Genomic DNA, 25,634 nt, shown 5'->3' on the forward strand with positions numbered 1-25,634 from the left:
AAAGGTTGATTTGAGGGCAAGATGAAAAATCCATTTCCAAATAGGTATTGGCAGGGCTTTAAACGTAGCCTAGTAACTTATACTCGAATCCCGTTAAAAGTAGATTGGCGTGAGGAAGAAGAGTCTAGTATTCCAGCCGTTAGCTTTTTGCCTTGGGTCGGCTTGGTAGTGGCATTAATGAGCGCTTGGCCTTTGTGGTTCGATTGGTCGACCTCATTGCAGGCTCTGTGTATGTTGCTTAGCGCTGTGTTGATTACTGGTGGCTTTCACGAAGATGGCTTGATGGACAGTGCGGATGGCTTAGTAGGCGGTTTGGATCAAGAACAGCGCCTAACCATAATGAAAGACTCTCGACTCGGTAGCTATGCCGCTTTGAGTATTTGGTTTTCGATGACCTTGAAATGGTTGTTGCTTACTGAGTTATTGAATACAGGGTCAGACTCTTTTCTTGTTTTGCTCTATTTGATCTCTGTTTGGTGCGCAGTACAGATACTGGCGCGGGTGTTTCCTTTAGTCCTAATGCATAGTTTGGATTATGTTTCCGTCGGACAAAGCAAAGCCAGCAGTATGATTACGCGCTTGGATATGAAGCAGTGGCTGGTGGCCTTGTTACCATGTGCCATCATCGCCATCTTATCGTTGAACATTATTGAAATAGTCTTGGCTGTCTTGTGTGCTGGATTATTGCTGTTGGCGATGCGTCAGTATCTTAAGGCTAAAATTCAAGGGTTCAATGGTGATACTTTAGGGGCCAGTGAGCAGTTGGGTGAGATTTTTGTGATGGCGATTTTACTGGTGTTTACTGCGTGAAGTTGTATTTAGTTCGTCATCCAAAACCCGATGTAGTGCCAGGCTTGTGTTACGGTGATCAAGATGTGCCGTTATTAGAAGGTTGGCAACAAGGAGCGCAAGCCCTGAAGCAAGCGTTAGATCTGCAATATGATCAAGAGACAGTGCGTTGTTATCACAGTCCTTTAAGCCGTGCAGCGTTATTGGCGGATTATCTGAGCGAAGGCCAATCTCATCCAATTGAAGCATTAAAAGAGCTGGATTTTGGTCATTGGGAAGGACGTATTTGGTCCGATATCCCCAGACAAGAAATGGACGTTTGGGCAAAGGACATTGTGAATGCCAATCCTTACGAAGGGGAAAGCTTAAAAGAAGTGGCTGATCGAGTGTGGTATTGGTGGTCAAGTATCAAGGATGAAGCTATGCAGACTTGTGTGCTAGTGGCTCACTCTGGCGTGATTAAGGTGCTAGTGAGTTTGCTGTGTGAGTGGCCATTGGATAAATGCTTTCGTATTGATGTGGGTTTCACCAGTGTGACGGAATTGGATATTCAAGGTGATTGGTGCGTGTTAAAACGCTTAGGTGCCGGTGACTGGCAGTAGATACTGACAAGTGTTATTTAGATTGGCTTCGAATTGGCTTTGGCGCCCGTCAAGTTACAGAGATTGATAGAGATAAAAAACCATGTTGTTATATCTTTTGGGTATGTTCGGTATTGCGGCATTTGCCATCACTGGGGTGATTTCCTCTGGCAAAAAAGACATGGACCTGTTTAGTGTGGTGTTTCTAGGCATGGTCACTTCATTAGGCGGTGGCACCCTAAGAGACACTGTCTTAGGAGTAGAAGCCGTGTATTGGGTACAGGACACCTCTTATCTTTGGGTAGCATTTTTATCGTCGGTTGCGGCATTTTTCGCTGTGCGTTTTATTGAAAACAGACAAAGGATATTTCACTATGCTGACTCCTTTGGTTTGGCTTTGTTTACTATCGTTGCAACTGAAAAAGTAATGGAATTAGGTTTTCCATCCATCATTGCCATCACCATGGGTGTGATCACTGGTATTGCTGGAGGCATTATTCGTGACTTGTTAAGTCATAAGCCGCCTTTGGTATTGGGACGAGAGTTTTATGCAACCCCCGCGTTTCTAGGTGCTATTTTATTCGTGCTACTTCAAAAAAACATACCTTTCCATGAATTTAACTCGATTTACGCCGTACTATTAGTCTTTATACTAAGAGTCTTTGCGATACATAAAGACTTGTATTATCCCAGTTGGCTACTCTACAAAAAGCGTTAAGGAAGCACATAATGTCTGCAACTAACTTAACAGAAGAAGAAAAGCAGCAAGCTCGTTTGCTGAAGAAAAAAGCGGTCGTTGATCAACGCATCGCAGCAGCCACAGAAGAGCGTGGTGTGACCATCTTATTGACGGGCAATGGTAAAGGCAAAAGCTCAAGCGCTTTTGGTACTATGGCAAGAGCATTAGGTCATGGACAAAAGTGTGGTGTAATTCAATTCATTAAAGGGCGCAAAGCCACAGGTGAGCAGCTTTTTTTCGGTGAGCATCCGCGTGTGGATTTTCATGTGATGGGACATGGATTTACATGGGAAACCCGTGATCCTCAACTGGAACAACAAGCGGCAGATCAAGCTTGGTCATTGGCGAAAAGTATGTTGGCCGATGCCAGTATTGATTTCATCTTACTGGATGAAATCACTTACATGTATAAATACGGTTATCTTGATGAGGCTGAGTTGATTAGCGCCTTGGCCACGCGGCCTGCCCATCAAAACGTGATGATGACGGGGCGGACTGCTCCGCGAGTTCTCCTTGATTCGGTCGATACTCACAGTAAGATAGCCAACGAAAGACATGCCTTTGCCAATGGTGTAAAAGCGCAAGCAGGCATTGAGTGGTAAGACTGCCCCAATCGATTTCAAAGTGCTTTCTTCGTATAGGCTCACTTAATAAGTGAGCCTTTTTTATGGGCAAAATTAACCTGTAATTTCAATAATGAGATTTATTCTCAAAAAGCTGGATTTTTTTCTTTTCTTTTACGATAATGATTCTCATTAGTTTCATTTGGCAATTACTGCCGTGGAGGAAAGAATGCAAAATTGGGAACGCTTAACACGTCAAGCCAACAAAGCTTACTCAAATCATGACTATTCCAATGCTGTAGAACTCAATCAGCAAGCATTACAGCAAGTAGAGTGTTCGTTTGATGATGACTTCCACCAAGATGCAGAATCTGCAGTCGCTGCGGCGGCGGTAAGCTTTTTAAACATTGCTGAATCCTACACTGCACTTGGCGACTTTTTGTCAGCGAATACACAGTATGAAAACGCAGTGAATTTTTTACAGGCCGTTATTGTTCGTCCAGATGTGGATGAGGAGCAGCGCGGCCTGATTATGAGAACCGCTACCCATATTCGTTTTGAATGGGAGCTGTTTTCGCAAAGTCACAGTAAACATGTTGTGGCTCAAAGTAAGGCGCTAATGCGTTCTATTTCAAATGCTGTTACCAGTCAGGGCGTCATGGTACGTCATTAAATTGCTCTACTAAAAAGGATATCTATATGAAATCTACTTTTTCCACTTTTGTTGTCAGTGTCTGTTTCGCTCTTATCAGTTCAACAGCCTTGGCACATCCTGGTCACGATCATGCTCATTGGTCTAGTGAACTGATTCACATGCTAACTTGGTTAGCGATTGCCAGTGTGATTGTGGGTGGCTTGCTTTACAAGCAAGTTTTTCGACGTAAAGGTTCTAAGCAGGAGGATAACAATCATGATGCATAATCTGGTGAATGTACTGGACAAGGTGATTGGCTTTCAAACGGCTCAAGCCCATTGTGATATTCCTTGTAAAATCTATGATCCATCAACGGCTCAATTAGCGGCATTAAGCTGTGTTCGCCTGCTGGATTTGATTAAAGAAATTGAAGACAAAGGTGATTTAAAAGTCGCTGATTATGCGCAAATTTCTCGTTTAGTGAGTGAGAAAGAGTCCGCTTGTACAGAGGTCAAAGAAGCTGTACGCATTATTTGGGGTGATTATTTTAAAGCGCCGCAATTTGAGCAGATTCCTAATGCCCATGAGTTGACGCATAGCATTATGTTGCAAGCATCAAAATGTAAGCAAGGAATCAGTCGAGAGGAAGGCGAAAAGCTGGTGGACTTAGTCAATCAATTTGCTGAGGCTTTTTGGTTGACCAAAGGTGTGCCGACTTATACCGCTGCTTGCCCATATCCACCCATGTTGGATACGGTTTATCCAGACCTAAAAGGGTAAAACAATTAGGAAGGAGAAAGGTTTCTCCTTCCTACTTTCTACTTTAGATAGGGTACAAGGAGGCTTTATGTTTCGCTTAATTAAAGTGCAAGGAGAAAGCATGGCACCCAGTCTTCACGATGGAGATTTTGTCTTTATCAGTCGTTGGTATAGAAAACTTCAAGTAGGACAATTGGTAGTGGTTGATCATGCATTGTACGGTTTTATCGTAAAAAAAGTCTTACACATAGCCCCTGATGGTCAGTTATGGCTGGGGGGAGAAAATAACCAAAGTCTGCAATCAGAGCGCATTGGTTGGGTGTCGCCACGACGAGTGATGGGAAAGGTGATTGGTCGTATTTGCGCACAAAAACCAAAACTGCATTGAGTGTCTAATATTCTAGACACTTTAGTGGGGTAAGTCGTTTTTTGTCTGTCAGACTGCCCTTGGTCTGATTTCTATTTTTCTCTAAAATCCCGTCTATTGTTCAATCTGCAAATTTTTCAAGGGATAAGCATGTCGACAGCAGACCTACCAAAAAAAGACTTGTCAAAAGTTCAGAAGCATACCCGTTCGGAAGATATTCAAGCCATGTTGATTGGCTCCTTGATCATTGCCTTGGGGGTCAGTTTATTTACTCAGGCTGGCCTATTAACGGGTGGTTCTGCTGGTTTAGCCTTCCTGATTCAATACTCGACCTCATTAACTTTTGGTCAGGCCTTTTTCTTGATCAACTTACCTTTTTATCTATTGGCAATATGGCATTTTGGTTGGAACTTTACCTTGAAGACATTTTTTGCGGTATTTTGCGTGTCCGTTTTTTCAGATTTAACGCCAATGTTGGTTTCCTTTGAATCGGTTGACCCTATCTACGCTAGTATGACGGGCGGTTTTCTAATGGGGGTTGGTTTCTTAATGCTGTTTCGCCATAACGCCAGTTTAGGTGGGGTCAATATTTTGGCTCGTTATCTGTCAGAAAAATACCACATCTCCATGGGGAAATTTCAAATGGCCATTGATTGCACCATAGTATTGGCTTCTGTCTTTGTGGTGGATTTTTGGTTGATTGCTGTGTCTTTCATTGGTGCTATTGCATTAAATATGATTATTGCTGTGAATCATAAACCCGGACGCTATATGGGTAATGTGTAAAAGCCCCTTATTGCAAATAACAAAAGCGACATTGAGTCGCTTTTTTTGTGTTTTAGGCACAATTTATCCCTATCTTAGACCTATTGTTTTCATATCTTTAGACGCTCGGGTATCATAACGCCAAACGAATAAACTGAGGAAAAGAGAGTTTTGGAGCTGTTAAAGGTTGATAACCTTAACCCGTATTTAGACGATTTAGTTGCCTTACTGATTGATGCGGTGGACTCAGGCGCTCCCATTGGTTTTTTACCACCATTAAGCGAGCCGGAAGCAAAAGCCTATTGGTCTTCGGTTAACGATGAACTTCAGGAAAATTCTCGTCAGGTATTGCTGGTCCGAGAAGAGGATAAAGTGGTTGGCAGTGTGCAAATTGCCATGTCTCCTAAAGCCAACGCCTTGCACCGTTGTGATGTGGAAAAGCTTATGGTGCATACCCAAGTAAGAGAAAATGGTCTAGGAAGCATACTGATGCAAGGTGTAGAGCGAGTCGCCGCTGCCATGCAACGTCAGTTGTTAATCTTGGAAGTTCGCAGTGATGACATCGCACATGATATGTACGTAAATATGGGCTATATCCCATTTGGTGAAGTTCCTGGTTATATCCGCAGTGCCAATGGTATGTTGCATAACTCCACTTTCTTTTATAAAGAAATTGAAACCAGTCATGAAGTATTTAGTTAATTGCAGTAGGGCGATTTTTGAGACTCGATTTTTATTTATCCCATGTCACTGAATTAGCACGTAAAGCGGCTAAAATTGCCGCTGCAAAAGGCCGTGTCACGGTGAACGGTGAAGTGGTTAAAAAAGCCAATCATAGGGTATTAGAAACAGATCACATATGTTTGGACGGTGAGCCATTAGCTTGGCCAACGGAGGGCTATTATTTACTGCATAAACCGGCTGGATATGTATGTGCGAATGAGGATCCCGAACATCCGATTGTGTTGGACTTGTTGCCTAATCATTTAGGTCAAAAGCTAAATATAGTAGGACGTTTAGACAAGGACACCACAGGATTACTTTTACTGACAACCGATGGTCAATGGTTACATAGAATCACCTCGCCGCGGCATGTTTGTCCGAAGCGTTACTATGTGAAGCTTAAAGATGTGATCTCGCAGCAATCCATTGAACAACTTGAGGCGGGTGTCTTGCTAAGGGGTGAAAGCCAGTTAACCAAACCTGCCGAGGTTGAGTGGCTAAGTGAAAAGGAAATTTACCTAACCATTCAAGAAGGTAAATATCATCAAGTGAAACGCATGTTAGCATCGGTGGGTAATAAGGTTGAGCAATTGCATCGTGATCGAATTGGTCCTTTGCAGCTAGATAAAAATCTTCCGCTTGGTGAATACCGAGCGCTCACAGCGCAAGAAATAGCCTTTTTTTAGACATAATAAGAGACAAAATAGATGACAGAATTATCGATGGACGAACGCGTACAGCTGCTGGTTTCGCCAGACAGTGAACGTCTAGCCTATTTTATTGAACAAGCTAAAGCGACTGAGCAGGTTTGGAGTTTAAGTAATGAAGAAGGCTTTGTGATGGTGGAAACCGACGAAGGTGATTGCGTTATGGTTTGGCCTGATGCTGAGTTTGCTAGTCAGTGGGCCATTGAAGATTGGGATGATTGTGAGCCCGTGGCGGTCTCTTTGACGAGTTTTAAGACAGAATGGTTGCCGAGTTTGGCGATGGATAACATCACAGTGGCGGTGTTTCCAAATATCGAAGATGAAGGCAAGTTATCGACTGCCGAAGAGCTAACGGCTTTGTTGGGCGATTAGCTAGTTTGATATGATGAGTTTTACACTTCTAGGAAGGAAGTGATGATGTATTTTCGTAAAGGACGAGGCATATTAAGGAACCCCCAATGAGTAAGCGTCAAAATCATCGTGAAGAAGTCTTTATGAAAATATTGGATGCAGCAGAAGTTGAGTTTGGTTTAAAAGGCTATAATGGCGCCAGTTTGCAACATATCGCTGAACGAGCAGGTTTACCTAAGCCGAACATCATCTATTATTTTCAATCGAAAGCGAACTTATACAAACAAGTGCTGGATCAAACCCTCATGGGCTGGAATGACGTGTTTGATCGCGCCACAGTGGAAGATGATCCCGCCGAAGTGTTGAACAGTTTCATTCGAGTAAAATTGCAGAACAGTTTTGAGAAACCAGTTGCATCACGCTTATTTGCGATGGAAGTCATAAGTGGTGCCAATCATATTGGGGATTATTTAAAAGAGGCACTACGTCCATGGTTTGCTTCTCGTGTGGCCTTGTTGGAAGCTTGGATGTCGGCAGGAAAAATGCGTCAGACCGATCCTGCCAGTTTGATTTTTATGATCTGGGCAACCACACAACACTATGCCGACTTTGAGGCGCAAGTCTTGGCTTTGAGTGGTAAGGACAGCTACAGTGAAGAGGACCTTACGCGCATTGCTGACGCCATTAGTGGTATCGTGTTGGCGGGATGTGGTTTGCAATAAATCACAATATTCTCGCTTCATTGTTGTTTTGAGAGTCTTGTACGTGGCGTATCAAGGCTCGTAATTTCGCTGGTTTAGCCGGTTTGGCCATATAACTGATCTGGCGTGATTTGCAAAGTTCAATAAGGTCTACTTCTCGTGAAGCCGTCAACAAAGCGGCTGGAATGTTTCTGTTGGCTTTTTCTCTTAGTGCTTGAATTAAACTTAACCCATCTTTGTCATCATCAAGGTGATAATCCACCAACAAGAGTTCTGCTTCTCCATCCGCAGCCAGAGCTGCTTCGTAACTTTGGAAACAATGACATTCACATTGCCAATGAGTCAGTAAGCTGGACATGGCAGTGAGATTGTTTTCATCATCGTCAACACACCAGACACGACAATGATGCGTCTCGTGTGGCGTTTCAATCGGCTCACTTACCTTAGCAGGGTTGGGGCGGACTTGATTGATCGCCATGGGAATTTGAATGCTAAAACAGCTTCCCTTATTAGGAACAGAGCGCACTTTGGTCACTAAACCGAGTTGTTTTTGCATTCGGCGTACCAGGCCTAAGCCGAGTCCCATGCCGGGTTCTTTTGTGTTTTCCCAGCGATAAAAATCGTCAAAGACTTTTTGTTGCTCAGCTTCGGGAATACCTATGCCTGTGTCCCAAACTTGTAAGAGAACATGTCTGTTGCAAGGTCGCACGCTTAATAGCACACGACCATTAGTTGTGTATTTCACGGCATTTGAGACGAAATTCTGGATGATTCTTCGCAAATAAATAGGGTCTGAATAAACAGTAAAAGCGCGAATACGAGTATCGAAACGGATGTTTTTACTGGCGGCAATCACATCAAATTCTGTCACTATGGGGGCCAAAATTTGTTCCAATTCACAGCTTTCCAATTTCGGTTGCAGGGCGCCTTGATCGAGACGAGCAATTTCCAATAAAGTGGAAATAAGTGCCTCTGTTGACTCTAATGAATCGGATAGATTTTTAATAATATGACTGGTGTGCTCATCTAACTCTGTAGTGTTCAGTATGCCCATGAAGAGTTTGGCGGCATTGAGTGGCTGCAAAATATCATGACTGGCTAAGGCAAGAAACTCTGTTTTTGAGGCATTTGCTTGTTCGGCTTCGGCTTTAGCATAAAGTAGAGCTTTTTCTGCCTTGTTACGGCGATTGATTTCTTGCAACAATTCTACATTCACACTTTGTACTTCTTCTGCGCGCGCCTTGACACGTTTTTCCAGATCAATGTTGGCTTCTTTTAGTGCTTGCTGACTTTCAATATGTTCCGTAATGTCGGTAAAACTGGTGACGAAACCGCCATCAGGCAATGGGTTACCCACCATTTCAATGACACGGCCATTGGCACGACGACGTAAGAAACGGTGAGAGGTGCCTTTTTTTAAGTGATCAAGTCGTTTATTGACTAAGTCTTCAATTTCCCCAACACCGCATTCGCCTCGTTGCGCGTTGTAACGTATCAGCTCCTCTACGGGTAAACCCACTTTGAGCATACCTTCTGGGTAGGGATAGAGCTGAAGATAGGTCTTATTCCAAGCCACGATTCGTAGTTCTTTGTCAACAACACTAATCGCTTGATCAAGATTGTCCATGGAAACAAATAAGAGATTTTGACTGAACTGGATGGCTTGGGTAGTTTCATCCAGATAGGTCATCATTTCTTCTACTTTGATTTGTTTGTCCACTAAGATGGAATTAATGATGGTACGTGCTGAGGAGCCTCCTAGAACGCCGCCAAGTATGCGCTCACAATAATCGATAAACAAACGACTAGGTGGTTCACTGGAATGAATATCTTGGTCATCATAGTGTTGCTCAAAATTGTTCAATACTTGCTGAGATTTTTGTTTACCAAGAAAGGTTTCCAACAAGACAAGCAAATCCCCATTAGTGGCTTTGCTTTTGGGTTTAAAAAAGCCTTTTTCTAACTCGGTAGTGGGACTGACAAACGCCGTGGCTTGAATACGATCAATCAATCTTTCGGTGGACAGTAAAGACCCTAAAATATAGCCAAATACATTGGCAAGCAGGCTAATAAAAGCGCCGTAGCTGATGAGTTCAGAGCGAGATTGTCCACTGGCCAAGTTCCATTCTATGTTGCCACTTAGAGGCAGCATCATCATCAGCATCCAACTGATGAAGCCGAACGTTAAGCCTGTGTACACCCCATAAGCATGACCACGTTTCCAATATAAGCCGCCAAATACGGCGGGCATCAATTGTAAAACCAATGAGAAAGCCAGTAAGCCTGTGCCTGTTAAAGACTCATGATTGGCCATCTTCTGATAATACAGAAAGGATAAGATTAAAATGCCCAACATGGCCAAGCGACGTATGACCAGAATGCGTCGTCGATATAAAGGCAAGGCTTGGTGCTGAGCGCTGGCTCGAGCCAACATCAAGGGAAGAATCACGTCGTTGCTGATCATGATACTCAGAGCAAAGGTTGCCACAATAATCATTGCCGTGGTGGCGGAAATGCCACCCAAAAAAATGAGAATTTGTAATGGCAGATAATCTGACATCAAGGCAAATTGAATCACATAAGTATCGGGGTTGATCTCGCTGCTGAATAAACCTTGTCCGGCCAAGGAAACCGGTGGAATGATCACAGCGAAAATGGCCAGATACAGGGGAAACATCCAACGTGCCACATTGGATTGACGTGTATCTTGATGGTCGACCACAGTGACATGGAACTGGCGTGGTAGGCAAATCACTGCGGCGGCAGACATAAAGGTTTGCATCAAAAAAGGGAAGGTTAAAAAGGCCTCAGGATGCCAAACGGAAACATTTACCTTATTCTGAATACTAGTTAGGTCCACACCCTGGACCATAATCAGAACCACCAATCCTACCGCTATAATGGCAATCAGTTTGAATAAGGATTCCGCACCAATGGCTAACATCATACCGGAGCGATATTCAGTCACTTCCACCTTACGCGTACCGAACAGCATGGCAAAAATGCCCATTAATAAGGTCGCAATCAACACAATTAAGTGTGTTGAGGTTTCTTCTTGATTGACGAATAAAGCAAAATTAGAGCCGATGGCTTTCAATTGCAAAGCGATATAGGGAATCACCGCTAGCATACAAATTAAGATCACCAAGGGCGCAGTAATAGGCCGTTTACCGTAGCGCGAGGAAATAAAGTCAGCAATAGAAGTAATATTCTGTTTATGGCTTATATTGATCATCTTACGCAGCAAGGGAAAAGCAAACAGATACAATAAAATGGGCCCAAGCAGAATGGGCAAATAGTTCCAACCAGAGCGCGTGGCTTCGCCTATAGCACCGTAAAAAGTCCAAGCCGTGCAATAAATGGCTAAAGAAAGGCTATAAACCAAAGGATGGCGAGTGAGCTTTTTCGCATAAGGGCCTTCCTTATCACCCCATAATGCGATCCAAAATAACCCCATTACATACAAGATGGCCAGCAGAATCCAGAAAACCGTCATGGTCTAAGCACCTGATTACAAAGCAGTGTTTTATTTTTCTTAGATCAATGTAGCATACTTCTTGTGCTATGCCTCTTAGACTTAGGTCGTGTTAATGCTCAGCTTTTGTTACTACTCGGTTTTTAAAGAGACATGCTAAAATGACCTTATGTTGTACAGAGGAAACTATCATGTCACTCCCTTCAAATTATCAGGTAAAAGCCTATCACGCACATCTTTATTATCAGGATGAGGCTGGCATGCTTATGGCGCAAATGGTTGCCAAACAAGCGCAAGCATTATTTGAGATACGTGTTGGGCGTTTTCATCAAAAGCCAGTAGGGCCACATCCATTGTGGAGCTGTCAATTATCCTTTGCCGCAGAGATCTTTGGCGACTTTATTCCTTGGCTAATGTTTCACCGTCAAAGCTTGGATGTGTTTGTCCATCCTTTAACAGGGGATGAGTATGTTGATCATACACAGGGTATCAGCTGGTTGGGCAATTCGTATCCATTAGACATTTCCCAGTTTGTGAAAAATGAGTAAGGCAGGCCTTATCACTACTCTTTTTTGGACAAATCTTTCAGAAAAATCCTCTTGTTACGCTTTAAAAAAAAGATAACAGCAGCAAAATTTAATTTGTGGTGATTTCTCATTGAGGGTTATCATAAACACGCTTATTTTTACTGGGTTCGTGTTGTGACGGAGTCATCGCAAAATAATTTGCTTGTATCAAGCGCTCGTACCTAAACTTATTCCAAGCTGGAGAATAGAATGCAAATTTCTGAAAACACCGTTGTGAGCATGCATTACACCTTAACCGATGATCAAGGTCAGCAACTAGATTCCTCATCAGGTCAAGAGCCCTTAGTATTTTTGAGTGGTGCGCAAAACATCATAGACGGTTTAGATAAAGCCCTTCAGGGCAAAGCGGCAGGCGATAAAGTAACGGTTTCTGTTGCCCCAGAAGAGGGGTACGGCGAAATACACCAAGAACTGATTCAAAAAGTGCCTGCGGAAAACTTCCAAGGGGTTGATGACATCCAAGTGGGCATGCAATTCATGGCGCAAACGCCGGGTGGTCAGCAACCTGTTACCGTGATTGGTGTGGAAGAGGATGGCATCATGTTGGATGGTAACCATCCATTGGCAGGCAAAACCTTGAACTTTGACGTAGAAATCGTTGAAGTCCGTGAAGCCTCAACAGAAGAAGTGGAACATGGTCATGTTCATGGCCCGGGTGGTCACCAACACTAAGACTCTGTGTAACAATACTTGAGTAAAGGATAAACGGCTTCTTCGGAAGCCGTTTTTGTTTCTATTATCTTGCTCAGCAAGGATAAAGATGTCCACATCAACAAATCAAACAGCAAAAGAAAGCAGGGATAAAGGCTGCTTTTCTGGGGTATTGTTTTACTTGGGACAAACAGGCGTTTGATCTTTGTTTGTTTGGCGATCTCAATGTCTAGGATGCTAACGGCAAGCCTATTTTTATCAGTCAGGATAGTTGGGGGAATAAAAGTACGGCGTTTATTCTATGGTTTGTTAAGTTCTTGAAGGGCAGTGTTATGCATCTGACTTGGATAGGCATTAGATAGGCATTTGGCGTTATGTTTCTGTTTGGTTTGAAAAGCAAATGACAAGCAAAAATTAGTGAATATTGTTCTAACACAAATCAAAGTATTTGAGAGGTTTATTTCTAAGCAAAAACTAGAACAGGTAAGGGGAGAAACGGGAAGCGCCGTTGGAAAATCAGCGCTTTTTCCGCTAGGAGTAAGCCATTTGCTCGTTAAGAGAGAGCTTACTCTGAGGTCTTTGTATTGCTATTAAGCGTGTTGAGCAGAAGTAGCAGCAGAACCAGTTTTTACTTTTGCAACAAGGGTTTTGATCGCTTTACCAGCTGCTGCGAAAGAGGCAACGATAAATTCAGCACGCTCAGCACGAGCAACTGCGATACGAACGTCTGCGTCAGTTAGGTAAGCAGCGTTAACATTGTTGATTAATTCAGATACAGATTGATTTTTCATAGTCTTGTCCTCTTTGGCTTCCCTACAAGCTTTTGGCATGTGGGTGATGAATTCGTTTCGATATGGAGATGATAAGTAGAGTCAACAAAGAAGACAAACGATAAAAAATACCCTAATTGGTGAATTTAATTCATCAATTAATTTTTATCCTCCCATACCCCCTGATGCAATACGTTAGACATGTCTTGACGATCTAGCCAACCCGCTCTTTGTAGATCTGGCGTATCATGAAATTGCTCCACATAACCCAAACAAAGGTAGGCGATGATGTCGATATGCTCTGGAATGTTTAGGTTTTCTCGTAAAACGTTATCGTGCAGAATGCTTACCCAGCCTAAGCCAATGTTTTCCGCACGAGCGGCCAGCCACATGTTTTGAATTGCGCAAACTGAGCTGAATAAGTCCATTTCAGGTTTCGCGGTGCGCCCAAGTACCACAGAACCAGTGCGATTTCTGTCGCAGGTAACACAAATACCTAATGGAGATTCTTCGATACCTTCCAACTTGAGAGACTGATATTGCGTGCGTCTGTCGCCATGAAAAAGCTCAGCGGCCTCTGCATGAGCTTGTAAAAAGCCTTGTTTGATGTTGGTTTTGCACGCTTTGTCGGTGACTAAAATGAAATCCCAAGGCTGCATAAAACCCACACTGGGGGCATGATGAGCTGCTAGTAAAATACGTTTTAATACGGCGTCAGGAATAGGATCAGGAAGGAATTCTCGACGAACATCACGACGGGCAAAAATGGTTTTATACACCGCATCACGTTCTGCTTGGCTGATTTTCATAACAACAACTTTGCCTATTTAAATGCAAAGCGGCAAGTATGAGCAGTTAAGCATTTTTTGCCAAGAAGATATTGTTCAAGTCATACTGGATTCTGTTCAGTTTCATCGAATTTGAGTATTTAACTGCAAACCGCCTGAATCAGAGGGTCATTATTTTCCAATGGATACCATTTGGTTTGAGAGCCACTTTCGGCACTGAATGAATTAGTAAAATCGGCTCTGGCGGATTGTAAACAATCAATGACTTGTGGAACTCTTTTAGCAGGTGTTCTGCGCTCAAAAAAGTACAGGTCAACGAGAATCAGGTTTGGATCAATTTTGTTTTGTGCGGAATTTGCTACATCAGCAGCAATAAAGCGCATGGTTTGTGGGAAAACGTAACTCCATGGTCGCCATGGTGCTTCCTCTTGTACTTTTTTTACTACGACTACGCCTTCTGGCAGTAAACTGGCTTGATGATCGTACCAGTCGTATTCGCCTTGAATTTGGAAGCCCAGCATACACACACCAGCAAACACTGGTACTAGCCATTTAGGGGCAGTTTGTTTTGACAGTTTACGTATTAATAACGCAATACCTGCACCACCAAGACCAGCAAAAACCGTTGCAACAAGTTCCCAAATCATCTTAATTTTTCCTTTAAATGGATGTTTTTATTATAAGGAAATCAAGCCCCGCGCAAAGCGGGGCTTGATGGATTATGGCAAGGATCGATTAGTGATCGATGGCTTTGCCTGCACCTTGAGGATAGCGCACACTTTCTACCAAGTCTTGGATGTCTTGTGGTGGTTCTTCTGTCATAGAAGACACCGCGAAAGCGACAGCAAAGTTGATAACAGCACCCACTGCACCAAAAGACAGAGGTGAAATACCAAATAACCAGTTGTCAGGAGTGTTCGCTAGTGTTGCTGTACCAGGAATGAAGAACCAACCTAGGAACATAAAGATGTAAACCAAGGTGGCAATCAAACCTGCCAGCATACCAGCGACAGCGCCTTTGCTGTTCACGCGTTTTGAGAAGATACCCATCATCAACGCTGGGAATATTGAGGCAGCTGCAATACCGAAGGCCAGAGCAACCACTTGTGCGGCGAATCCCGGTGGATTCATACCCAGATAGGTCGCCACTATGATGGCCACAAACATGGATATTCGAGCGGCTAATAATTCCCCTTTATCCGTGAGATCGGGGTTGATTGAGCCTTTTATCAAGTCATGACTTACCGCGGAGGAGATGGCCAGTAATAACCCTGCCGCCGTCGACAATGCCGCTGCGAGACCACCTGCAGCAATCAAACCAATTACCCAGCCTGGGAGATTGGCGATTTCAGGGTTCGCCAGTACCAGAATATCACGGTTAACCGTTAATTCGTTGCCTGCCCAGCCACGTGCTGTTGCTTCGGCTTCATAAGCCGGTGTGTCGTTATAGAACTGAATACGACCATCATCGTTTTTGTCTTCATACTTGATCAAACCAGTGTTTTCCCAAGTTTGAATCCAATCAGGACGTTCAGCGTACTCAATCGGTTGTTCAGTAGGGCCAGATGGATAAATGGTTGTCATTAGATTCAAACGCGCCATAGACGCAACAGCAGGCGCTGTTAGGTACAATAAAGCGATGAATACCAATGCCCAACCAGCAGACCAACGTGCGTCAGCCACTTTTGGCACAGTAAAGAAACGTATGATTACGTGTGGCAGACCCGCAGTACCAATCATCAGAGATAGAGTGAAAAGTACCATATTGAGTTTGTTGTCCACATCGGCCGTATAGTCTCTAAAACCGAGTTCTCTGACTACTTCATCTAGCTTCTGTAGCAATGGCATGCCAGATTCAGTGTGAGTAGAGAATAAACCTATAGCAGGTAGGAAAGTATCCGTGAGTTGCAAGGATATGAATACCGCCGGTATGGTGTAGGCAATGATAAGTACAATATATTGAGCAACCTGCGTATAAGTGATGCCCTTCATGCCGCCTAGTACCGCATAGAAGAATACCACCACAGCGGCGATTGTCAGACCAGTGTTTTTGTCGACTTCAAGGAAACGCGAGAAGGCAACACCAGCCCCTGTCATTTGACCGATAACATAAGTAACCGACGCAATAATCAAACAAGCCACAGCCACTAAACGTGCTGTTCGGCTGTAGAAGCGATCACCAATGAAGTCTGGCACGGTAAATTTACCAAATTTTCTTAAGTAAGGAGCCAGCAACATAGCAAGCAGTACGTAACCACCAGTCCAACCCATAAGGAAGGTGGAGTTAGCATAACCACCAGCAGCGATTAAGCCTGCCATAGAGATGAATGAGGCAGCAGACATCCAATCCGCTGCCGTTGCCATACCATTTAATACTGGGTGAACACCACCACCAGCGACATAGAATTCTTTTGTTGATCCTGCACGAGCCCAAATGGCGATACCGAAGTAAAGCGCAAATGATCCGCCCACGAACAATAAGTTGATCATGAATTGACTCATATTGAATTACTCCTGTAGACCAAATTCTTCGTCAAGTTTGTTCATTCTCCAGGCATAGAAGAAAGTCAAACCGATAAATACAAGAATGGAGCCTTGCTGGGCAAACCAAAAGCCTAAATCCGTTCCACCAATATGTATACCGGAAAGCATGGGACGTAGTAGGATGGCACAACCGTAGGAGGCAAGTGCCCATACCACCAGACATCCGAGGATGAGCCTGAGGTTGGCTTGCCAGTATTTTTCTGCATTAATACTATGATCTGACACGGTAGATCTCCTTATAATTATTTTTATCACGCATCTTTAATCTAGCAGGGGCGAACAAAATAAGAAGTCAGACTTTAGTCGCATAGACGGATTTCAATCTTGAATTCGGGTGCACAAAACAGCCAATCAAGAGAAGGGAAGTTAATCATGAATTTAGCTATTAGACAGAAGATTCTTTCGGTATGCGAAGCAAAGATACGCCAAAAGGGTGATAAAGTGCAGGTGTCTTTTTATGCCTTTTTTGCCAACAAGAATGATCAGCCAGATGTATTGATGTCGGTTGCTAGATGGTGGATAGAAACGCATCAGCTCAATCATTTTGAAAAAGCCACGAAAATTTATGCCATGGTAGCGTCGATGTCAGAAGACAGTTCGTTGGCACAGGCTAAAGTGCTAAATAAAGGCATCAATCATTTGACTTTGCAAGTGAGTAATTTAACCAGATCATTGGCTTTTTATATTGACCAGCTCGGCTTTTGTGGAGAAGTGCGTTGGGCTTCAGGAGCCTATTTGTCTTATGGCGATGCTTGGTTGTGTTTATCCTTAGGCGAGCCAAATATTGACGCTAACGACTACACTCATTACGCGTTTGATGTGAGTGAACAGACCTTACAGGCTTTGCAAAAGAGACAGGCAGAATTTAACGTCTGGCAAGCCAATCAAAGTGAGGGAGGTTCGATTTACATTGCTGATCCCGATGGCCATAAATTGGAATTTCACATAGGGTCTTTATCGTCACGTTTAGCTTCCTTAAAGCAGGAGCCTTATAAGGGGTTGATATGGCTATAGAACACGCCTTATTGAACATAATAAAGATTGATGCAGAAACCACCTTACCTTTGCGTCAGCAAGTTTTATGGCCAAACAAAAGTCAACAGGAGTGCCGTGTCAATGTAGATGACATGGGACAACATTATGGCGTCTACCTTGATGAAAAACTCTTGTGTGTGGCGTCGGTATTTATTGATGGTCAAAGTGCCAGATTGAGAAAGTTTGCTACATTGGTCGAGTATCAAAGACAAGGTATTGGGCAATTTGTGTTAAGCCGAATCCTTGATGATCTTAAACAAATAGGGGTTAAGGTATTTTGGTGTGATGCCAGGGAGAGTGCCAGCTCACTTTATCAGCGTTTTGGTATGACGGCAGCGAGTGAGCGTTTTTATAAAGGTGACATTGCGTATCGGAAAATGTCGATGAATTTGAAATAGGACCATAAACATGATCAAAGCGATTTTTGTCGCCAAACAATCTAATCAAGGGCAAATTGAACTAGATGCGGTAAAAGTGGATGCAGGTAAAGGCATAGTAGGGGACAGATATTATGGGAAAAAAGGCGATGATGGTCCGAACATTACTTTTGTCGAAAGTGAAGCCATTGCCAACTATAACCAGAATTTTGCGCAGCAAATCCAACTTGCGGATACCAGACGTAATGTGGTGACCCAAGGTATCGCCTTGAATGAATTGGTGGGTAAGCGTTTCCGCATTGGTGACGCTGAGTTTTATGGCGTCGAGCTGTGCGAGCCTTGTGCCTTACTAGGTCGCAGATTAGCCAATGATGAGATGAGTGCAGCGCAAGTGGTTAAGGCTTGGCTGCACAAAGGGGGATTACGGGCCGATGTTATTTGTTCTGGCGTAGTACGTGTTGGTATGTCATTTGAACGACTGGATTAAGCTGACCCGGCTCCTGCTTTAAGGTCTTCAGCCAAAACAAAATCTCTTAATGAGTCAAACGCTTGGTTAAAAGGCTGTGCTTGCCAGACATGATCAGTTTGTTGTGGATTTTGTAAAACCTTGGCTAAATTGTCTGCCTGTTTCAGGTAGGCTTCGTAACAGTCATGAATGGAGGGTTGCGTTATGGCTTCGGTCTTGGCTGTTGACTCAAGCGTATCCCATTTCAAGAGATCTTCTAAACTCATAGCATGTTCTTTTTGACCTTGAAAACGCCATAAGTCTTTTTGCTGGTCATAGGCATAGAAAGGCAAAAAGGTGAGACCATCTTGACTGATGAAATCAATGGCGCGAAGAATAAAGTCGGCTTCCTGCTGGCTGATAAAATAGTTTAAATTGAAACGTATCCAGCCCGGTTTTAGGAGTTTTTCACCCGCTTGTAAAGCCTGCTGGATCTGTTCGGATTTGTGTTCATCTATGTTTAATAAAGCATGGCCATATGGCCCAGCACAGGAACAACCGCCGCGTACTTGAATGCCGAACAGGTCGTTCAATAGGGCGGTAACAAAACCATGATGCAAATAGCCAAGCGGTGTTTTAATACGAAAGGCCGTAATTGACAAACGTTTGGCGTTTGGGTGACCTAGACGTTCAATCGAGTGATGGTTTTGCCAGTGTTGATCAATCAGTTCGACTAGCCTGTGTTCTTGCTCTTGTATCACCTCATCGCCTACTAGGGATTTGAGTTTGAAGACCAAACCAGCGCGGATGGATTCTAAAATAGCGGGTGTTCCACCTTCCTCACGACGTTCACCAATAGGTAAAAAGCTATGATCCTTTGGGGTGACGAAAGACACAGTGCCGCCACCAATATGGCTAGGTTGAGCATTGTTAATGATGGCTTTTTTGACGATTAAAATACCTGGTGTGCCGGGACCACCAATGAATTTATGTGGGGAAAAGAAAAGGGCGTCTTTTCGATGTTTGGTCGACTGCTCAGGATTCATATCAATTTTCACATAGGGTGCTGCGGCCGCGAAATCCCAAAAGGATAAGGCGTTATAAGTATGTAATAACTCAGTGATGGCATTTTGATCTGATACTATGCCAGTTACATTGGACGCGGCACTGAAGCTACCGATGAGACGCTTGTCTTGATGCTGTTGCAATTGGTTTTCTAAGTCTTGTAAGCATACGCCACCCTGCTTACCTTCTTTAATGCGAATTACAGGAATGCCAAGCTCACGCCAAGGTAGTTCATTAGAGTGATGCTCATAAGGGCCAATAATAATGCGTGTTTGTGCTTTTTCGGTGGCGTCTAATTGTCTCAAGCCGAGTTGAGAAATCAGTGTATTAATGGCGCTGGTGGCTCCACTGCCGCAGAAAATGATGAGGTCCTCAGGGCAGGCATTTACTGCACGGCGAATTTCCTCTCTTGCCTGTTCACGAAATGCGGTGGTTTGCATACCGGTGGCGTTCGCTTCAGTATGAGTATTGGCGTAGAAAGGCAGAGTTTTTTGTACGGCTTGTTCGATGAAATCCAAACTACGGCCAGAGGCCGTGTAATCCGCATAGGTCAGTTTACGTTCACCAAAAGGTGTCATTATGCTTTGTTCGGCGCCAATAATGCCCCGTCGTATTTTTTCTAACAAAAGCAAAGACGAAGGAGCCGAATCGTCTTTTGCTTTGTAAGCGGCAGTAAGATGACGGATATTGGATGAGTCTATCGTTAACATGTCGAGGTCCTTAGCCTTGCTTGACAGACTCGACCTCTGCTTATTGTCCGCCTATTCGGCTTTTGTTAGCTGAGGTAAGGGCAACTCCGTGGTCCATTTAATTTGTTCCATAGAGAAGTTGGAAGTAACGTCTGTTAACGCAGTGGCACTGATTAAGCGTTTATAAAATTGGTCATAGGCTGGAATGTCTTTCACCAAAACGCGCAGTAAATAATCGTATTCACCCGCCATGCGATAAAACTCCACAACTTCTGGAAACTGTGAAACCACTTGTGCAAATTCGATTGCCCAGTTGGCATCGTGTTGATTGGTTTTTACCTGAACAAAAACCGACACGCCCAGTTCCAGTTTTTCAGCGTCAAGTAAAGCCACGTGGCGTTTTATGTAGCCCGCTTTTTCGAGACGTTGAATACGTCGCCAGCAAGGGGTTTTGGATAAGCCTACCTGCTGGGCCATTGCTTCTGTGGAAATACTATCATTACTTTGAATTAAGGCAAGAAGTTGCAGGTCTGTGCTATCTAAGTTCATTTTGTTCTCTATTTGATTTATATGTTGAAATAATATTCCTATAGATTAATGATTTTTAATATCTAAGCAACGGCATTTCTTATCGCTTGGCATTCGAGGAATATCAATCCAGTATGTGGAAGAAAAAAAGTTAAAAATAATGGATTTTTTTGAGTGAATGGTCTTATTTCGAGTCATTAGCTCGTGCTCTTTGGTATGCCTCAAAAGATTTATTGTGGCTAGCTAAGCAGTCATCTTGTTGTTGACCAAGATAATCACGACAAGCAGACACATGATTTTGTTGAAAGGCTTCATAAGCCCCTTTTGTTTTACAAGAAGTTTGTAGGCTAACCAATAACAAACAAGCCGATGTGGCAATAGCTTTCATCATGCTCTTTATTTCCCTTATAAGCAGAAGAAGTAATATTAATAGAAAGAGATTGTTTCTTGGTGCTTATCAATGTTTCCAATGAGTTTGATAATAAGTTGTCGATCTCACTTAATGTCATTCATCCCCCTATATTGATTTCAACATAAGGGGATGTATTTTGCTGGTATTAGTTCTGTCTCTTTGCAGAAAAAAGTCACTGGGAAAAAAGTCACTGGGCTTGTATGTCTGTTGAAGGTTTTAACTTTTGTTTGAGTCGTTTAATAACCGCTTCTACGTCTTCTTTGATCATTAAGAGTATAGGCATTAGGACTAAGGTGATCAAAGTAGCAAACATGATACCGTAGCCAAGAGAGACAGCAGCAGGAATCAAGGCTTGAGCCTGACGTGATGTTTCGTACAGGATGGGCGCAAGTCCAGCAAAGGTCGTAAATGAGGTCAATAACACAGCACGTAAACGACTTTGACAAGCCATGATAATGGCCCGACGAATGTGAATAGTGTCTTTACGTAAGTCATTATAGCGAGACACTAGTAGAAGGCTATCATTTACCACAACGCCACTTAACGCCAAAATACCATTTAAGGAGAAAATACTCAGCGCTAAACCATTCATCCAATGGCCGAGTAAGGAACCTATGATGCCAAAAGGAATGGCCATCATGATGATCACAGGTTGGCTGTATGACTTCAATGGAATGGCCAGTAGGGCATAGATGATCAATAGGGCCAACATGAACATCTTAAACATAGAAGATTGTGTTTCCGCCTGCTCTTCTGCTTCTCCCGAGAAATTAAAGTCCACTTCAGAGAACTGTTTTTTGATGTTTGGCATAGTGGATTGTTGTAGCAATTCAACCACTTCTGTGGAAGACATAATGTCTTTATTGACTTCTGCCGAGAGGTAATATGAACGTTTGCCATCAATACGGATGATCTCAGTTTGTACCTCAATTTGCCCAAGTTTAGCGACAGTATCAAGGGGAACTCGCGAACCATTGTCCAATGTGATCTTGGTGTTCATAATGGCCGCGGGAGACTCTTGTTGTGTTTCTGGGTAGCCAATGCGTACTTCGATTTCATCATTATTTCTTTGATAAGACTGTACTTTAGTGCCATCAAAGTTACTGACGATTTGGCTTGCTAAATCTGATGTGGTCAATCCCAATAGACGGCCTTGCTCACTTAAGCTGAGCTCTAGGCGTGATTCAGGTGGGGTATCGAACTTTTCGATACCCGTCACAGCAGGGATTTGATTCAAAACCTCCACCAGTGTGCTTAATGCTTCATCAAGTGATGTGGCATTGGTGCTGGTTAGTTCCACATTAAGAGCATCTATTGAGCCGCTTTGACTGTTCCGAATACGCAGACTTTTGACCCCTTCAGGAGTGCCTGCCAAAGTTTGCCATTCAGTAGAAAACTCGGTCAAAGAGTAGGGCGCACCATGTACCAATTCAACACGGAAGCTGCCGGATTGATCGCTAGAACTGTAGGTTTCTATGTTTTTTAAATAGCTGTCTGGTAAATCATCTTGACCGCTTAATTCGGCATGGGCCGCTCTCGTTAAATTCTTATCTGCTTGATACGCTTTTTGCTCTATTTCGATCAAGGCTTTTTCTGTTTGACCATAGCTGGCATCGCTTAGCATGGTTAAAGAGGCTCTTACAGTATCACCCGGAATACGAGGGAAAAAACTGGTTCGAATTTCTCCCGTGAGTGGCATAGAAATTACTAAAGCAAACATGCTCACGAAGACCAAACTCATCGCGTATCTGTGGTTTAGACAAAATTCGATAGCGGGTTTATAGAGGCGCTGACTGAAAAACTGCAAACCGCCGTCTGCGCTTTTTTGGACTATACCCCAAAGTTTCGCTAGGAGATTCTTAGCCGGGGCTTTGTGGGTATTTAAATGGGATAAATGGGCAGGCAAAATGATTTTGGATTCGATAATGGACAGTACCAAACAAATGGCCACCACTTGAGCAAATTGAGAATAAATTTTGCCTAAACGACCATCAATGTTTGAGAGTGCCCAAAAAGCCGCTACTGTGGTGAAGACACCAAACAAAGTAGGCACGGCCACTTCCATGGTACCCTTGATGGTGTTATTTAGCGTATCACCCTCTCGTGCTCGTACTGAATATATGTTTTCTCCCACCACAACGGCATCGTCAACCACAATGCCTAAGGCCAGAATAAAGCCAAAAGTGGTGATCAAATTCAGTGTTAAATCGATTTGACTGGTACCCATGAGGAAAAGGGTGCCGAAGAAGATAAAGGGTAAGCCAGCGGCCACCCAAAAGGCCACCGTGATGTTGAGGAAAACAGCCAGTAAGACAAAAACTAAGATGACGCCAGTTAAAGCATTTTTTACCATCAATTCAAGACGTTGATTAATGGATTCACTGCGGTTATTCCAAGTCGTTAATTCAACCTTATAAGGTAACTTGCCCTTATCTCGCCATGCATCAACTCGCTTTTTAGTAGCCTCAACCGTATTGATGATGTCATCTTTGCCAATGGTGTTTATGCGCAGGGATAAACTGTTTTGCTGGTTAAAACGTGACAATACGAATTCGTCTTCATCGTACGCATCTTGGATGCTGGCAATGTCACCGAGTTTGAGCTCTGCCCCGCTGGTAGTGGTTTTGATTGGAATGCGAGCAAATGCTTGTTTGAAATAAGCTTGTTCAGACGTGCTGACTTTGAGGTACAAGTCTTTGTCGCTTAAGGTGGCAACCGAGGGGCTGGCAGACTCGGCTTTTATCGCAGTACTGATGTTCGCTAAGGTAAGGTCGTAAGCTTCTAACTTATTTTTATCGACTTTAATCAACATGCTGGGGTTGCGCCAGCCAGAAATGGATACGGAATTGATTTCTTTGTCCAATAATAAGTTTGTTTTCAAGTCATAGGCGGCTTTTTGCAATGTTCTGCGGTCAGTGTCGCCAAAAAGCTGAATAATAATTGCCAATTCTGAACGTGTGTCTTTGGTGATAATGGCAGGGTCTGCGTCACTGGGAAAAGAAGATATTTCGCCTACTTTGTCTTTTATATTGTTGAAGACTTCATCTAGGTCGTAACCGTCTTTGATTTCAACATTGACCGAACTGCCACTGCTGGTGGAATTTGACATGACATTATCAATACCAACTAAGCCTTCCAACTGTTGTTCGATCAAAATGGTGACACTTTCTTCGGTGGCTTTGGCAGAGCCACTGTCGTAACTGACATCTACAGTGATACCGTTCGGTGGCAGTGTTGGAAAGCTTTTTTTGCTTAATGAACCTACGTTAATAACGCCTAATGTAATGATAAAAATCATCAGCAGGTTAGCGGCTACTGGATTACTAGCAAACCAAGCAATGATGCCTCTTTGTTGATCGTTCGGACTCATTTTTCACCTTGCTCTATGGCGTCAACTAGGGTGCCTTTCTGGTAACTGTTATAAGGCTTAGTTAGTACGGAATAGGTTTGCCCTCGCATCGCTTCTGGCACCAAAATATAGGTGTATTTTGTGTCGACAAACAATGGCGTTGTGGGGAAATAATCAAGACGACTGTCTTCGTTGAGGAACCAGATATCACCTCGTTGGCTGAGTGCAGAGTTTGGTAACTTCCACAGATTTTTCAGTGTTTTACCTTGCAGTTCAACTGTGACAAAAGCGCCAGGCAATAATGGGATATCTTGATCCAATGGCGCTGTCACTGCCACAGTAAGGCTGCGCATTCGAGTTGTTGTGTCAATATGCTGTCCAACGCTAATGACTTTGCCTGTCCAGTTGGCTTGACTGTCATCAATGCTGCGCACGGTAACGGGCCAATCGCCAGCCAACAGAGTGGCTGCATTTGGCAGTTTGGTCCAATCTGAATTGGCCAGTTCTAAGGCAATTTCGACGCGATCTGTGCTGTACAGGGTAGCGATTTCACTGCTCGAACTTAGATAAGAACCAGGGGCGATATTACGGTCAGTAATCAAGGCATTAAAAGGCGCAAGCACTTTGGTGTTTTGAAGATTGTCACGGGCTTCCATAAGAGCTGCCTTGGCAGAGTTGACTTCGGCTTCGGCTTCGGCCAACTGGGGAATACGCCATGTCAGATCGGATTCAGGTTGGCCAGTGAAACCAGCTGCTTGCCATTCAGCTTTGGCTTGATCACCTTGTCGAACTTCTTCTTTTAAGGCTAATTCCGCACTAGCCAGGTTTTTTTCTGCACTGGCAACCGCACTGTTTAATTCACGATTACGCAAAACTGCCAATACGTCACCTTGCTTGACGCGTTTTCCCGCCTCCAGTTGTGGGGATATTTCAATGACTTCACCACTTACTTGACTGGTCAGGGTAAGAGAGTAGCGCGGAGCAGTCACCGCAGAGCCTTGGATAATGGGAGCGTATTCTCTTGATTGAACCTTAATGACAGAAACCTTTACCGCTGTTTCGTCATCCATTTCAAACTGGCCATCGAATTCGCTCGGTAGTGGACCGGGACCTGCTATTGGCCCAATAGGCCCAATAGGCTCTTCCTCCATTGGTCCTGCAAATTCATCCCTGTTCAATTTGCTGTCTATGTATAAATAACTGGCGAACGCCACCACAATTGATAATGCTAGTACTATCC

At 43.6% G+C, this 25,634-nt stretch carries 29 protein-coding genes and 1 pseudogene; 19 read left to right on the forward strand and 11 right to left on the reverse strand.

Going from position 1 to position 25,634, the window contains the following annotated elements:
• The first annotated feature begins 21 nt into the window (after window positions 1-21).
• From ABXS85_RS17320 to ABXS85_RS17380, 13 genes are all read left to right on the forward strand, one after another.
• Window positions 22-810: an adenosylcobinamide-GDP ribazoletransferase gene (locus ABXS85_RS17320; RefSeq protein WP_353667776.1), complete on the forward strand. Its 789-nt coding sequence runs from the start codon at window positions 22-24 to the stop codon at window positions 808-810.
• Window positions 807-1,391, forward strand: coding sequence for a histidine phosphatase family protein (locus ABXS85_RS17325; RefSeq protein WP_353667777.1), 585 nt, complete (start codon window positions 807-809; stop codon window positions 1,389-1,391). Before ABXS85_RS17320 ends, ABXS85_RS17325 begins: the two co-directional genes overlap by 4 nt.
• Before the next feature lie 82 nt (window positions 1,392-1,473).
• Window positions 1,474-2,088 (forward strand): trimeric intracellular cation channel family protein, encoded by a 615-nt coding sequence (locus ABXS85_RS17330; RefSeq protein ID WP_353667778.1) that lies wholly within the window; start codon window positions 1,474-1,476, stop codon window positions 2,086-2,088.
• 11 nt (window positions 2,089-2,099) lie between these two features.
• The gene (gene cobO, locus ABXS85_RS17335; RefSeq protein ID WP_353667779.1) at window positions 2,100-2,711 is read left to right on the forward strand and encodes a cob(I)yrinic acid a,c-diamide adenosyltransferase; all 612 of its coding nucleotides are present in this window, start codon (window positions 2,100-2,102) and stop codon (window positions 2,709-2,711) included.
• A gap of 190 nt (window positions 2,712-2,901) precedes the next feature.
• The gene (locus tag ABXS85_RS17340) at window positions 2,902-3,345 is read left to right on the forward strand and encodes a tetratricopeptide repeat protein (RefSeq protein ID WP_353667780.1); all 444 of its coding nucleotides are present in this window, start codon (window positions 2,902-2,904) and stop codon (window positions 3,343-3,345) included.
• A gap of 26 nt (window positions 3,346-3,371) precedes the next feature.
• Window positions 3,372-3,593, forward strand: coding sequence for a hypothetical protein (locus ABXS85_RS17345; RefSeq protein ID WP_353667781.1), 222 nt, complete (start codon window positions 3,372-3,374; stop codon window positions 3,591-3,593).
• On the forward strand, window positions 3,583-4,086 hold the full coding sequence (gene sodN / locus ABXS85_RS17350) for a superoxide dismutase, Ni (RefSeq protein WP_353667782.1): 504 nt from the start codon (window positions 3,583-3,585) through the stop codon (window positions 4,084-4,086). Before ABXS85_RS17345 ends, sodN begins: the two co-directional genes overlap by 11 nt.
• Window positions 4,087-4,153: 67 nt before the next feature.
• Window positions 4,154-4,453, forward strand: coding sequence for a S24/S26 family peptidase (locus ABXS85_RS17355; RefSeq protein WP_353667783.1), 300 nt, complete (start codon window positions 4,154-4,156; stop codon window positions 4,451-4,453).
• Window positions 4,454-4,582: 129 nt separating this feature from the next.
• Entirely contained in the window at window positions 4,583-5,218 is a 636-nt protein-coding gene (locus ABXS85_RS17360) for a YitT family protein (RefSeq protein WP_353667784.1), read from the forward strand.
• A 150-nt stretch (window positions 5,219-5,368) separates the two neighbouring features.
• Window positions 5,369-5,899, forward strand: coding sequence for a GNAT family N-acetyltransferase (locus ABXS85_RS17365; protein WP_353667785.1), 531 nt, complete (start codon window positions 5,369-5,371; stop codon window positions 5,897-5,899).
• A 17-nt stretch (window positions 5,900-5,916) separates the two neighbouring features.
• Window positions 5,917-6,606: a pseudouridine synthase gene (locus ABXS85_RS17370; protein WP_353667786.1), complete on the forward strand. Its 690-nt coding sequence runs from the start codon at window positions 5,917-5,919 to the stop codon at window positions 6,604-6,606.
• Between the two features lie 21 nt (window positions 6,607-6,627).
• The gene (locus tag ABXS85_RS17375) at window positions 6,628-6,999 is read left to right on the forward strand and encodes a DUF2750 domain-containing protein (RefSeq protein ID WP_353667787.1); all 372 of its coding nucleotides are present in this window, start codon (window positions 6,628-6,630) and stop codon (window positions 6,997-6,999) included.
• A gap of 86 nt (window positions 7,000-7,085) precedes the next feature.
• Window positions 7,086-7,700, forward strand: a complete 615-nt coding sequence (locus tag ABXS85_RS17380; protein ID WP_353667788.1) for a TetR/AcrR family transcriptional regulator — start codon at window positions 7,086-7,088, stop codon at window positions 7,698-7,700.
• A 1-nt stretch (window position 7,701) separates the two neighbouring features.
• On the opposite strand, the gene ABXS85_RS17385 is transcribed toward ABXS85_RS17380, so the two are convergent.
• Complete coding sequence (locus tag ABXS85_RS17385; RefSeq protein ID WP_353667789.1) at window positions 7,702-11,175, reverse strand: PAS domain-containing hybrid sensor histidine kinase/response regulator; 3,474 nt, start codon at window positions 11,173-11,175, stop codon at window positions 7,702-7,704.
• A 170-nt stretch (window positions 11,176-11,345) separates the two neighbouring features.
• On the opposite strand from ABXS85_RS17385, the gene ABXS85_RS17390 reads away from it, so the two are divergent.
• Both ABXS85_RS17390 and ABXS85_RS17395 read left to right on the forward strand, forming a co-directional pair.
• A complete protein-coding gene (locus ABXS85_RS17390) occupies window positions 11,346-11,702 on the forward strand; it encodes a DOPA 4,5-dioxygenase family protein (RefSeq protein ID WP_353667790.1) in 357 nt (118 codons plus the stop codon).
• Between the two features lie 228 nt (window positions 11,703-11,930).
• Window positions 11,931-12,413 carry a peptidylprolyl isomerase gene (locus ABXS85_RS17395; protein ID WP_353667791.1) on the forward strand — a complete coding sequence of 161 codons (483 nt, stop codon included), beginning with the start codon at window positions 11,931-11,933 and terminating at the stop codon, window positions 12,411-12,413.
• Window positions 12,414-12,982: 569 nt separating this feature from the next.
• Here the strand turns inward: ABXS85_RS17395 and ABXS85_RS17400 are convergent.
• The 5 genes from ABXS85_RS17400 to ABXS85_RS17420 all read right to left on the reverse strand — a co-directional run bounded on the left by ABXS85_RS17400 (window position 12,983) and on the right by ABXS85_RS17420 (window position 16,719).
• Window positions 12,983-13,183: a hypothetical protein gene (locus ABXS85_RS17400; protein WP_353667792.1), complete on the reverse strand. Its 201-nt coding sequence runs from the start codon at window positions 13,181-13,183 to the stop codon at window positions 12,983-12,985.
• 137 nt (window positions 13,184-13,320) lie between these two features.
• The gene (gene bluB, locus ABXS85_RS17405; protein ID WP_353667793.1) at window positions 13,321-13,971 is read right to left on the reverse strand and encodes a 5,6-dimethylbenzimidazole synthase; all 651 of its coding nucleotides are present in this window, start codon (window positions 13,969-13,971) and stop codon (window positions 13,321-13,323) included.
• A gap of 119 nt (window positions 13,972-14,090) precedes the next feature.
• Window positions 14,091-14,597, reverse strand: coding sequence for a hypothetical protein (locus tag ABXS85_RS17410; protein WP_353667794.1), 507 nt, complete (start codon window positions 14,595-14,597; stop codon window positions 14,091-14,093).
• An 88-nt stretch (window positions 14,598-14,685) separates the two neighbouring features.
• Complete coding sequence (locus tag ABXS85_RS17415) at window positions 14,686-16,452, reverse strand: sodium:solute symporter family protein (protein WP_353667795.1); 1,767 nt, start codon at window positions 16,450-16,452, stop codon at window positions 14,686-14,688.
• Between the two features lie 6 nt (window positions 16,453-16,458).
• A complete protein-coding gene (locus tag ABXS85_RS17420; RefSeq protein ID WP_353667796.1) occupies window positions 16,459-16,719 on the reverse strand; it encodes a DUF4212 domain-containing protein in 261 nt (86 codons plus the stop codon).
• A 147-nt stretch (window positions 16,720-16,866) separates the two neighbouring features.
• Between ABXS85_RS17420 and ABXS85_RS17425 the strand changes: the two are divergent.
• The 4 genes and pseudogenes from ABXS85_RS17425 to ABXS85_RS17440 all read left to right on the forward strand — a co-directional run.
• Window positions 16,867-17,010: pseudogene (locus ABXS85_RS17425) on the forward strand (DUF6500 family protein); the annotation flags it as partial.
• Window positions 17,011-17,076: 66 nt separating this feature from the next.
• The gene (locus ABXS85_RS17430) at window positions 17,077-17,508 is read left to right on the forward strand and encodes a VOC family protein (protein WP_353669790.1); all 432 of its coding nucleotides are present in this window, start codon (window positions 17,077-17,079) and stop codon (window positions 17,506-17,508) included.
• Window positions 17,499-17,927 (forward strand): GNAT family N-acetyltransferase, encoded by a 429-nt coding sequence (locus tag ABXS85_RS17435; protein WP_353667797.1) that lies wholly within the window; start codon window positions 17,499-17,501, stop codon window positions 17,925-17,927. Before ABXS85_RS17430 ends, ABXS85_RS17435 begins: the two co-directional genes overlap by 10 nt.
• A gap of 10 nt (window positions 17,928-17,937) precedes the next feature.
• On the forward strand, window positions 17,938-18,393 hold the full coding sequence (locus ABXS85_RS17440) for an MOSC domain-containing protein (RefSeq protein WP_353667798.1): 456 nt from the start codon (window positions 17,938-17,940) through the stop codon (window positions 18,391-18,393).
• On the opposite strand, the gene ABXS85_RS17445 is transcribed toward ABXS85_RS17440, so the two are convergent.
• The 5 genes from ABXS85_RS17445 to ABXS85_RS17465 all read right to left on the reverse strand — a co-directional run bounded on the left by ABXS85_RS17445 (window position 18,390) and on the right by ABXS85_RS17465 (window position 25,572).
• Window positions 18,390-20,126: an aminotransferase class V-fold PLP-dependent enzyme gene (locus tag ABXS85_RS17445; RefSeq protein WP_353667799.1), complete on the reverse strand. Its 1,737-nt coding sequence runs from the start codon at window positions 20,124-20,126 to the stop codon at window positions 18,390-18,392. The genes ABXS85_RS17440 and ABXS85_RS17445 overlap by 4 nt on opposite strands.
• Window positions 20,127-20,177: 51 nt before the next feature.
• Window positions 20,178-20,654: an Lrp/AsnC family transcriptional regulator gene (locus ABXS85_RS17450; RefSeq protein WP_353667800.1), complete on the reverse strand. Its 477-nt coding sequence runs from the start codon at window positions 20,652-20,654 to the stop codon at window positions 20,178-20,180.
• Window positions 20,655-20,817: 163 nt separating this feature from the next.
• The gene (locus tag ABXS85_RS17455; RefSeq protein WP_353667801.1) at window positions 20,818-21,024 is read right to left on the reverse strand and encodes a hypothetical protein; all 207 of its coding nucleotides are present in this window, start codon (window positions 21,022-21,024) and stop codon (window positions 20,818-20,820) included.
• Between the two features lie 208 nt (window positions 21,025-21,232).
• Entirely contained in the window at window positions 21,233-24,415 is a 3,183-nt protein-coding gene (locus tag ABXS85_RS17460; protein WP_353667802.1) for an efflux RND transporter permease subunit, read from the reverse strand.
• Window positions 24,412-25,572: an efflux RND transporter periplasmic adaptor subunit gene (locus tag ABXS85_RS17465; protein ID WP_353667803.1), complete on the reverse strand. Its 1,161-nt coding sequence runs from the start codon at window positions 25,570-25,572 to the stop codon at window positions 24,412-24,414. The genes ABXS85_RS17460 and ABXS85_RS17465 overlap by 4 nt, the downstream gene beginning before the upstream one ends.
• Between the last annotated feature and the right edge of the window lie 62 nt (window positions 25,573-25,634).

Source organism: Marinomonas sp. THO17, assembly GCF_040436405.1.
Classification (GTDB): Bacteria; Pseudomonadota; Gammaproteobacteria; order Pseudomonadales; family Marinomonadaceae; genus Marinomonas.

Bases quoted from the DNA above. Each gene is read 5' to 3' on its own strand.
- ABXS85_RS17320 (WP_353667776.1), top strand. From the start codon at position 22: ATGAAAAATCCATTTCCAAATAGGTATTGGCAGGGCTTTAAACGTAGC.
- ABXS85_RS17330 (WP_353667778.1), top strand. From the start codon at position 1,474: ATGTTGTTATATCTTTTGGGTATGTTCGGTATTGCGGCATTTGCCATC.
- cobO (WP_353667779.1), top strand. From the start codon at position 2,100: ATGTCTGCAACTAACTTAACAGAAGAAGAAAAGCAGCAAGCTCGTTTG.
- ABXS85_RS17340 (WP_353667780.1), top strand. From the start codon at position 2,902: ATGCAAAATTGGGAACGCTTAACACGTCAAGCCAACAAAGCTTACTCA.
- ABXS85_RS17345 (WP_353667781.1), top strand. From the start codon at position 3,372: ATGAAATCTACTTTTTCCACTTTTGTTGTCAGTGTCTGTTTCGCTCTT.
- sodN (WP_353667782.1), top strand. From the start codon at position 3,583: ATGATGCATAATCTGGTGAATGTACTGGACAAGGTGATTGGCTTTCAA.
- ABXS85_RS17355 (WP_353667783.1), top strand. From the start codon at position 4,154: ATGTTTCGCTTAATTAAAGTGCAAGGAGAAAGCATGGCACCCAGTCTT.
- ABXS85_RS17360 (WP_353667784.1), top strand. From the start codon at position 4,583: ATGTCGACAGCAGACCTACCAAAAAAAGACTTGTCAAAAGTTCAGAAG.
- ABXS85_RS17375 (WP_353667787.1), top strand. From the start codon at position 6,628: ATGACAGAATTATCGATGGACGAACGCGTACAGCTGCTGGTTTCGCCA.
- ABXS85_RS17380 (WP_353667788.1), top strand. From the start codon at position 7,086: ATGAGTAAGCGTCAAAATCATCGTGAAGAAGTCTTTATGAAAATATTG.
- ABXS85_RS17385 (WP_353667789.1), bottom strand. From the start codon at position 11,175: ATGACGGTTTTCTGGATTCTGCTGGCCATCTTGTATGTAATGGGGTTA.
- ABXS85_RS17390 (WP_353667790.1), top strand. From the start codon at position 11,346: ATGTCACTCCCTTCAAATTATCAGGTAAAAGCCTATCACGCACATCTT.
- ABXS85_RS17395 (WP_353667791.1), top strand. From the start codon at position 11,931: ATGCAAATTTCTGAAAACACCGTTGTGAGCATGCATTACACCTTAACC.
- ABXS85_RS17400 (WP_353667792.1), bottom strand. From the start codon at position 13,183: ATGAAAAATCAATCTGTATCTGAATTAATCAACAATGTTAACGCTGCT.
- bluB (WP_353667793.1), bottom strand. From the start codon at position 13,971: ATGAAAATCAGCCAAGCAGAACGTGATGCGGTGTATAAAACCATTTTT.
- ABXS85_RS17410 (WP_353667794.1), bottom strand. From the start codon at position 14,597: ATGATTTGGGAACTTGTTGCAACGGTTTTTGCTGGTCTTGGTGGTGCA.
- ABXS85_RS17415 (WP_353667795.1), bottom strand. From the start codon at position 16,452: ATGAGTCAATTCATGATCAACTTATTGTTCGTGGGCGGATCATTTGCG.
- ABXS85_RS17430 (WP_353669790.1), top strand. From the start codon at position 17,077: ATGTCAGAAGACAGTTCGTTGGCACAGGCTAAAGTGCTAAATAAAGGC.
- ABXS85_RS17435 (WP_353667797.1), top strand. From the start codon at position 17,499: ATGGCTATAGAACACGCCTTATTGAACATAATAAAGATTGATGCAGAA.
- ABXS85_RS17440 (WP_353667798.1), top strand. From the start codon at position 17,938: ATGATCAAAGCGATTTTTGTCGCCAAACAATCTAATCAAGGGCAAATT.
- ABXS85_RS17445 (WP_353667799.1), bottom strand. From the start codon at position 20,126: ATGTTAACGATAGACTCATCCAATATCCGTCATCTTACTGCCGCTTAC.
- ABXS85_RS17450 (WP_353667800.1), bottom strand. From the start codon at position 20,654: ATGAACTTAGATAGCACAGACCTGCAACTTCTTGCCTTAATTCAAAGT.
- ABXS85_RS17455 (WP_353667801.1), bottom strand. From the start codon at position 21,024: ATGATGAAAGCTATTGCCACATCGGCTTGTTTGTTATTGGTTAGCCTA.
- ABXS85_RS17460 (WP_353667802.1), bottom strand. From the start codon at position 24,415: ATGAGTCCGAACGATCAACAAAGAGGCATCATTGCTTGGTTTGCTAGT.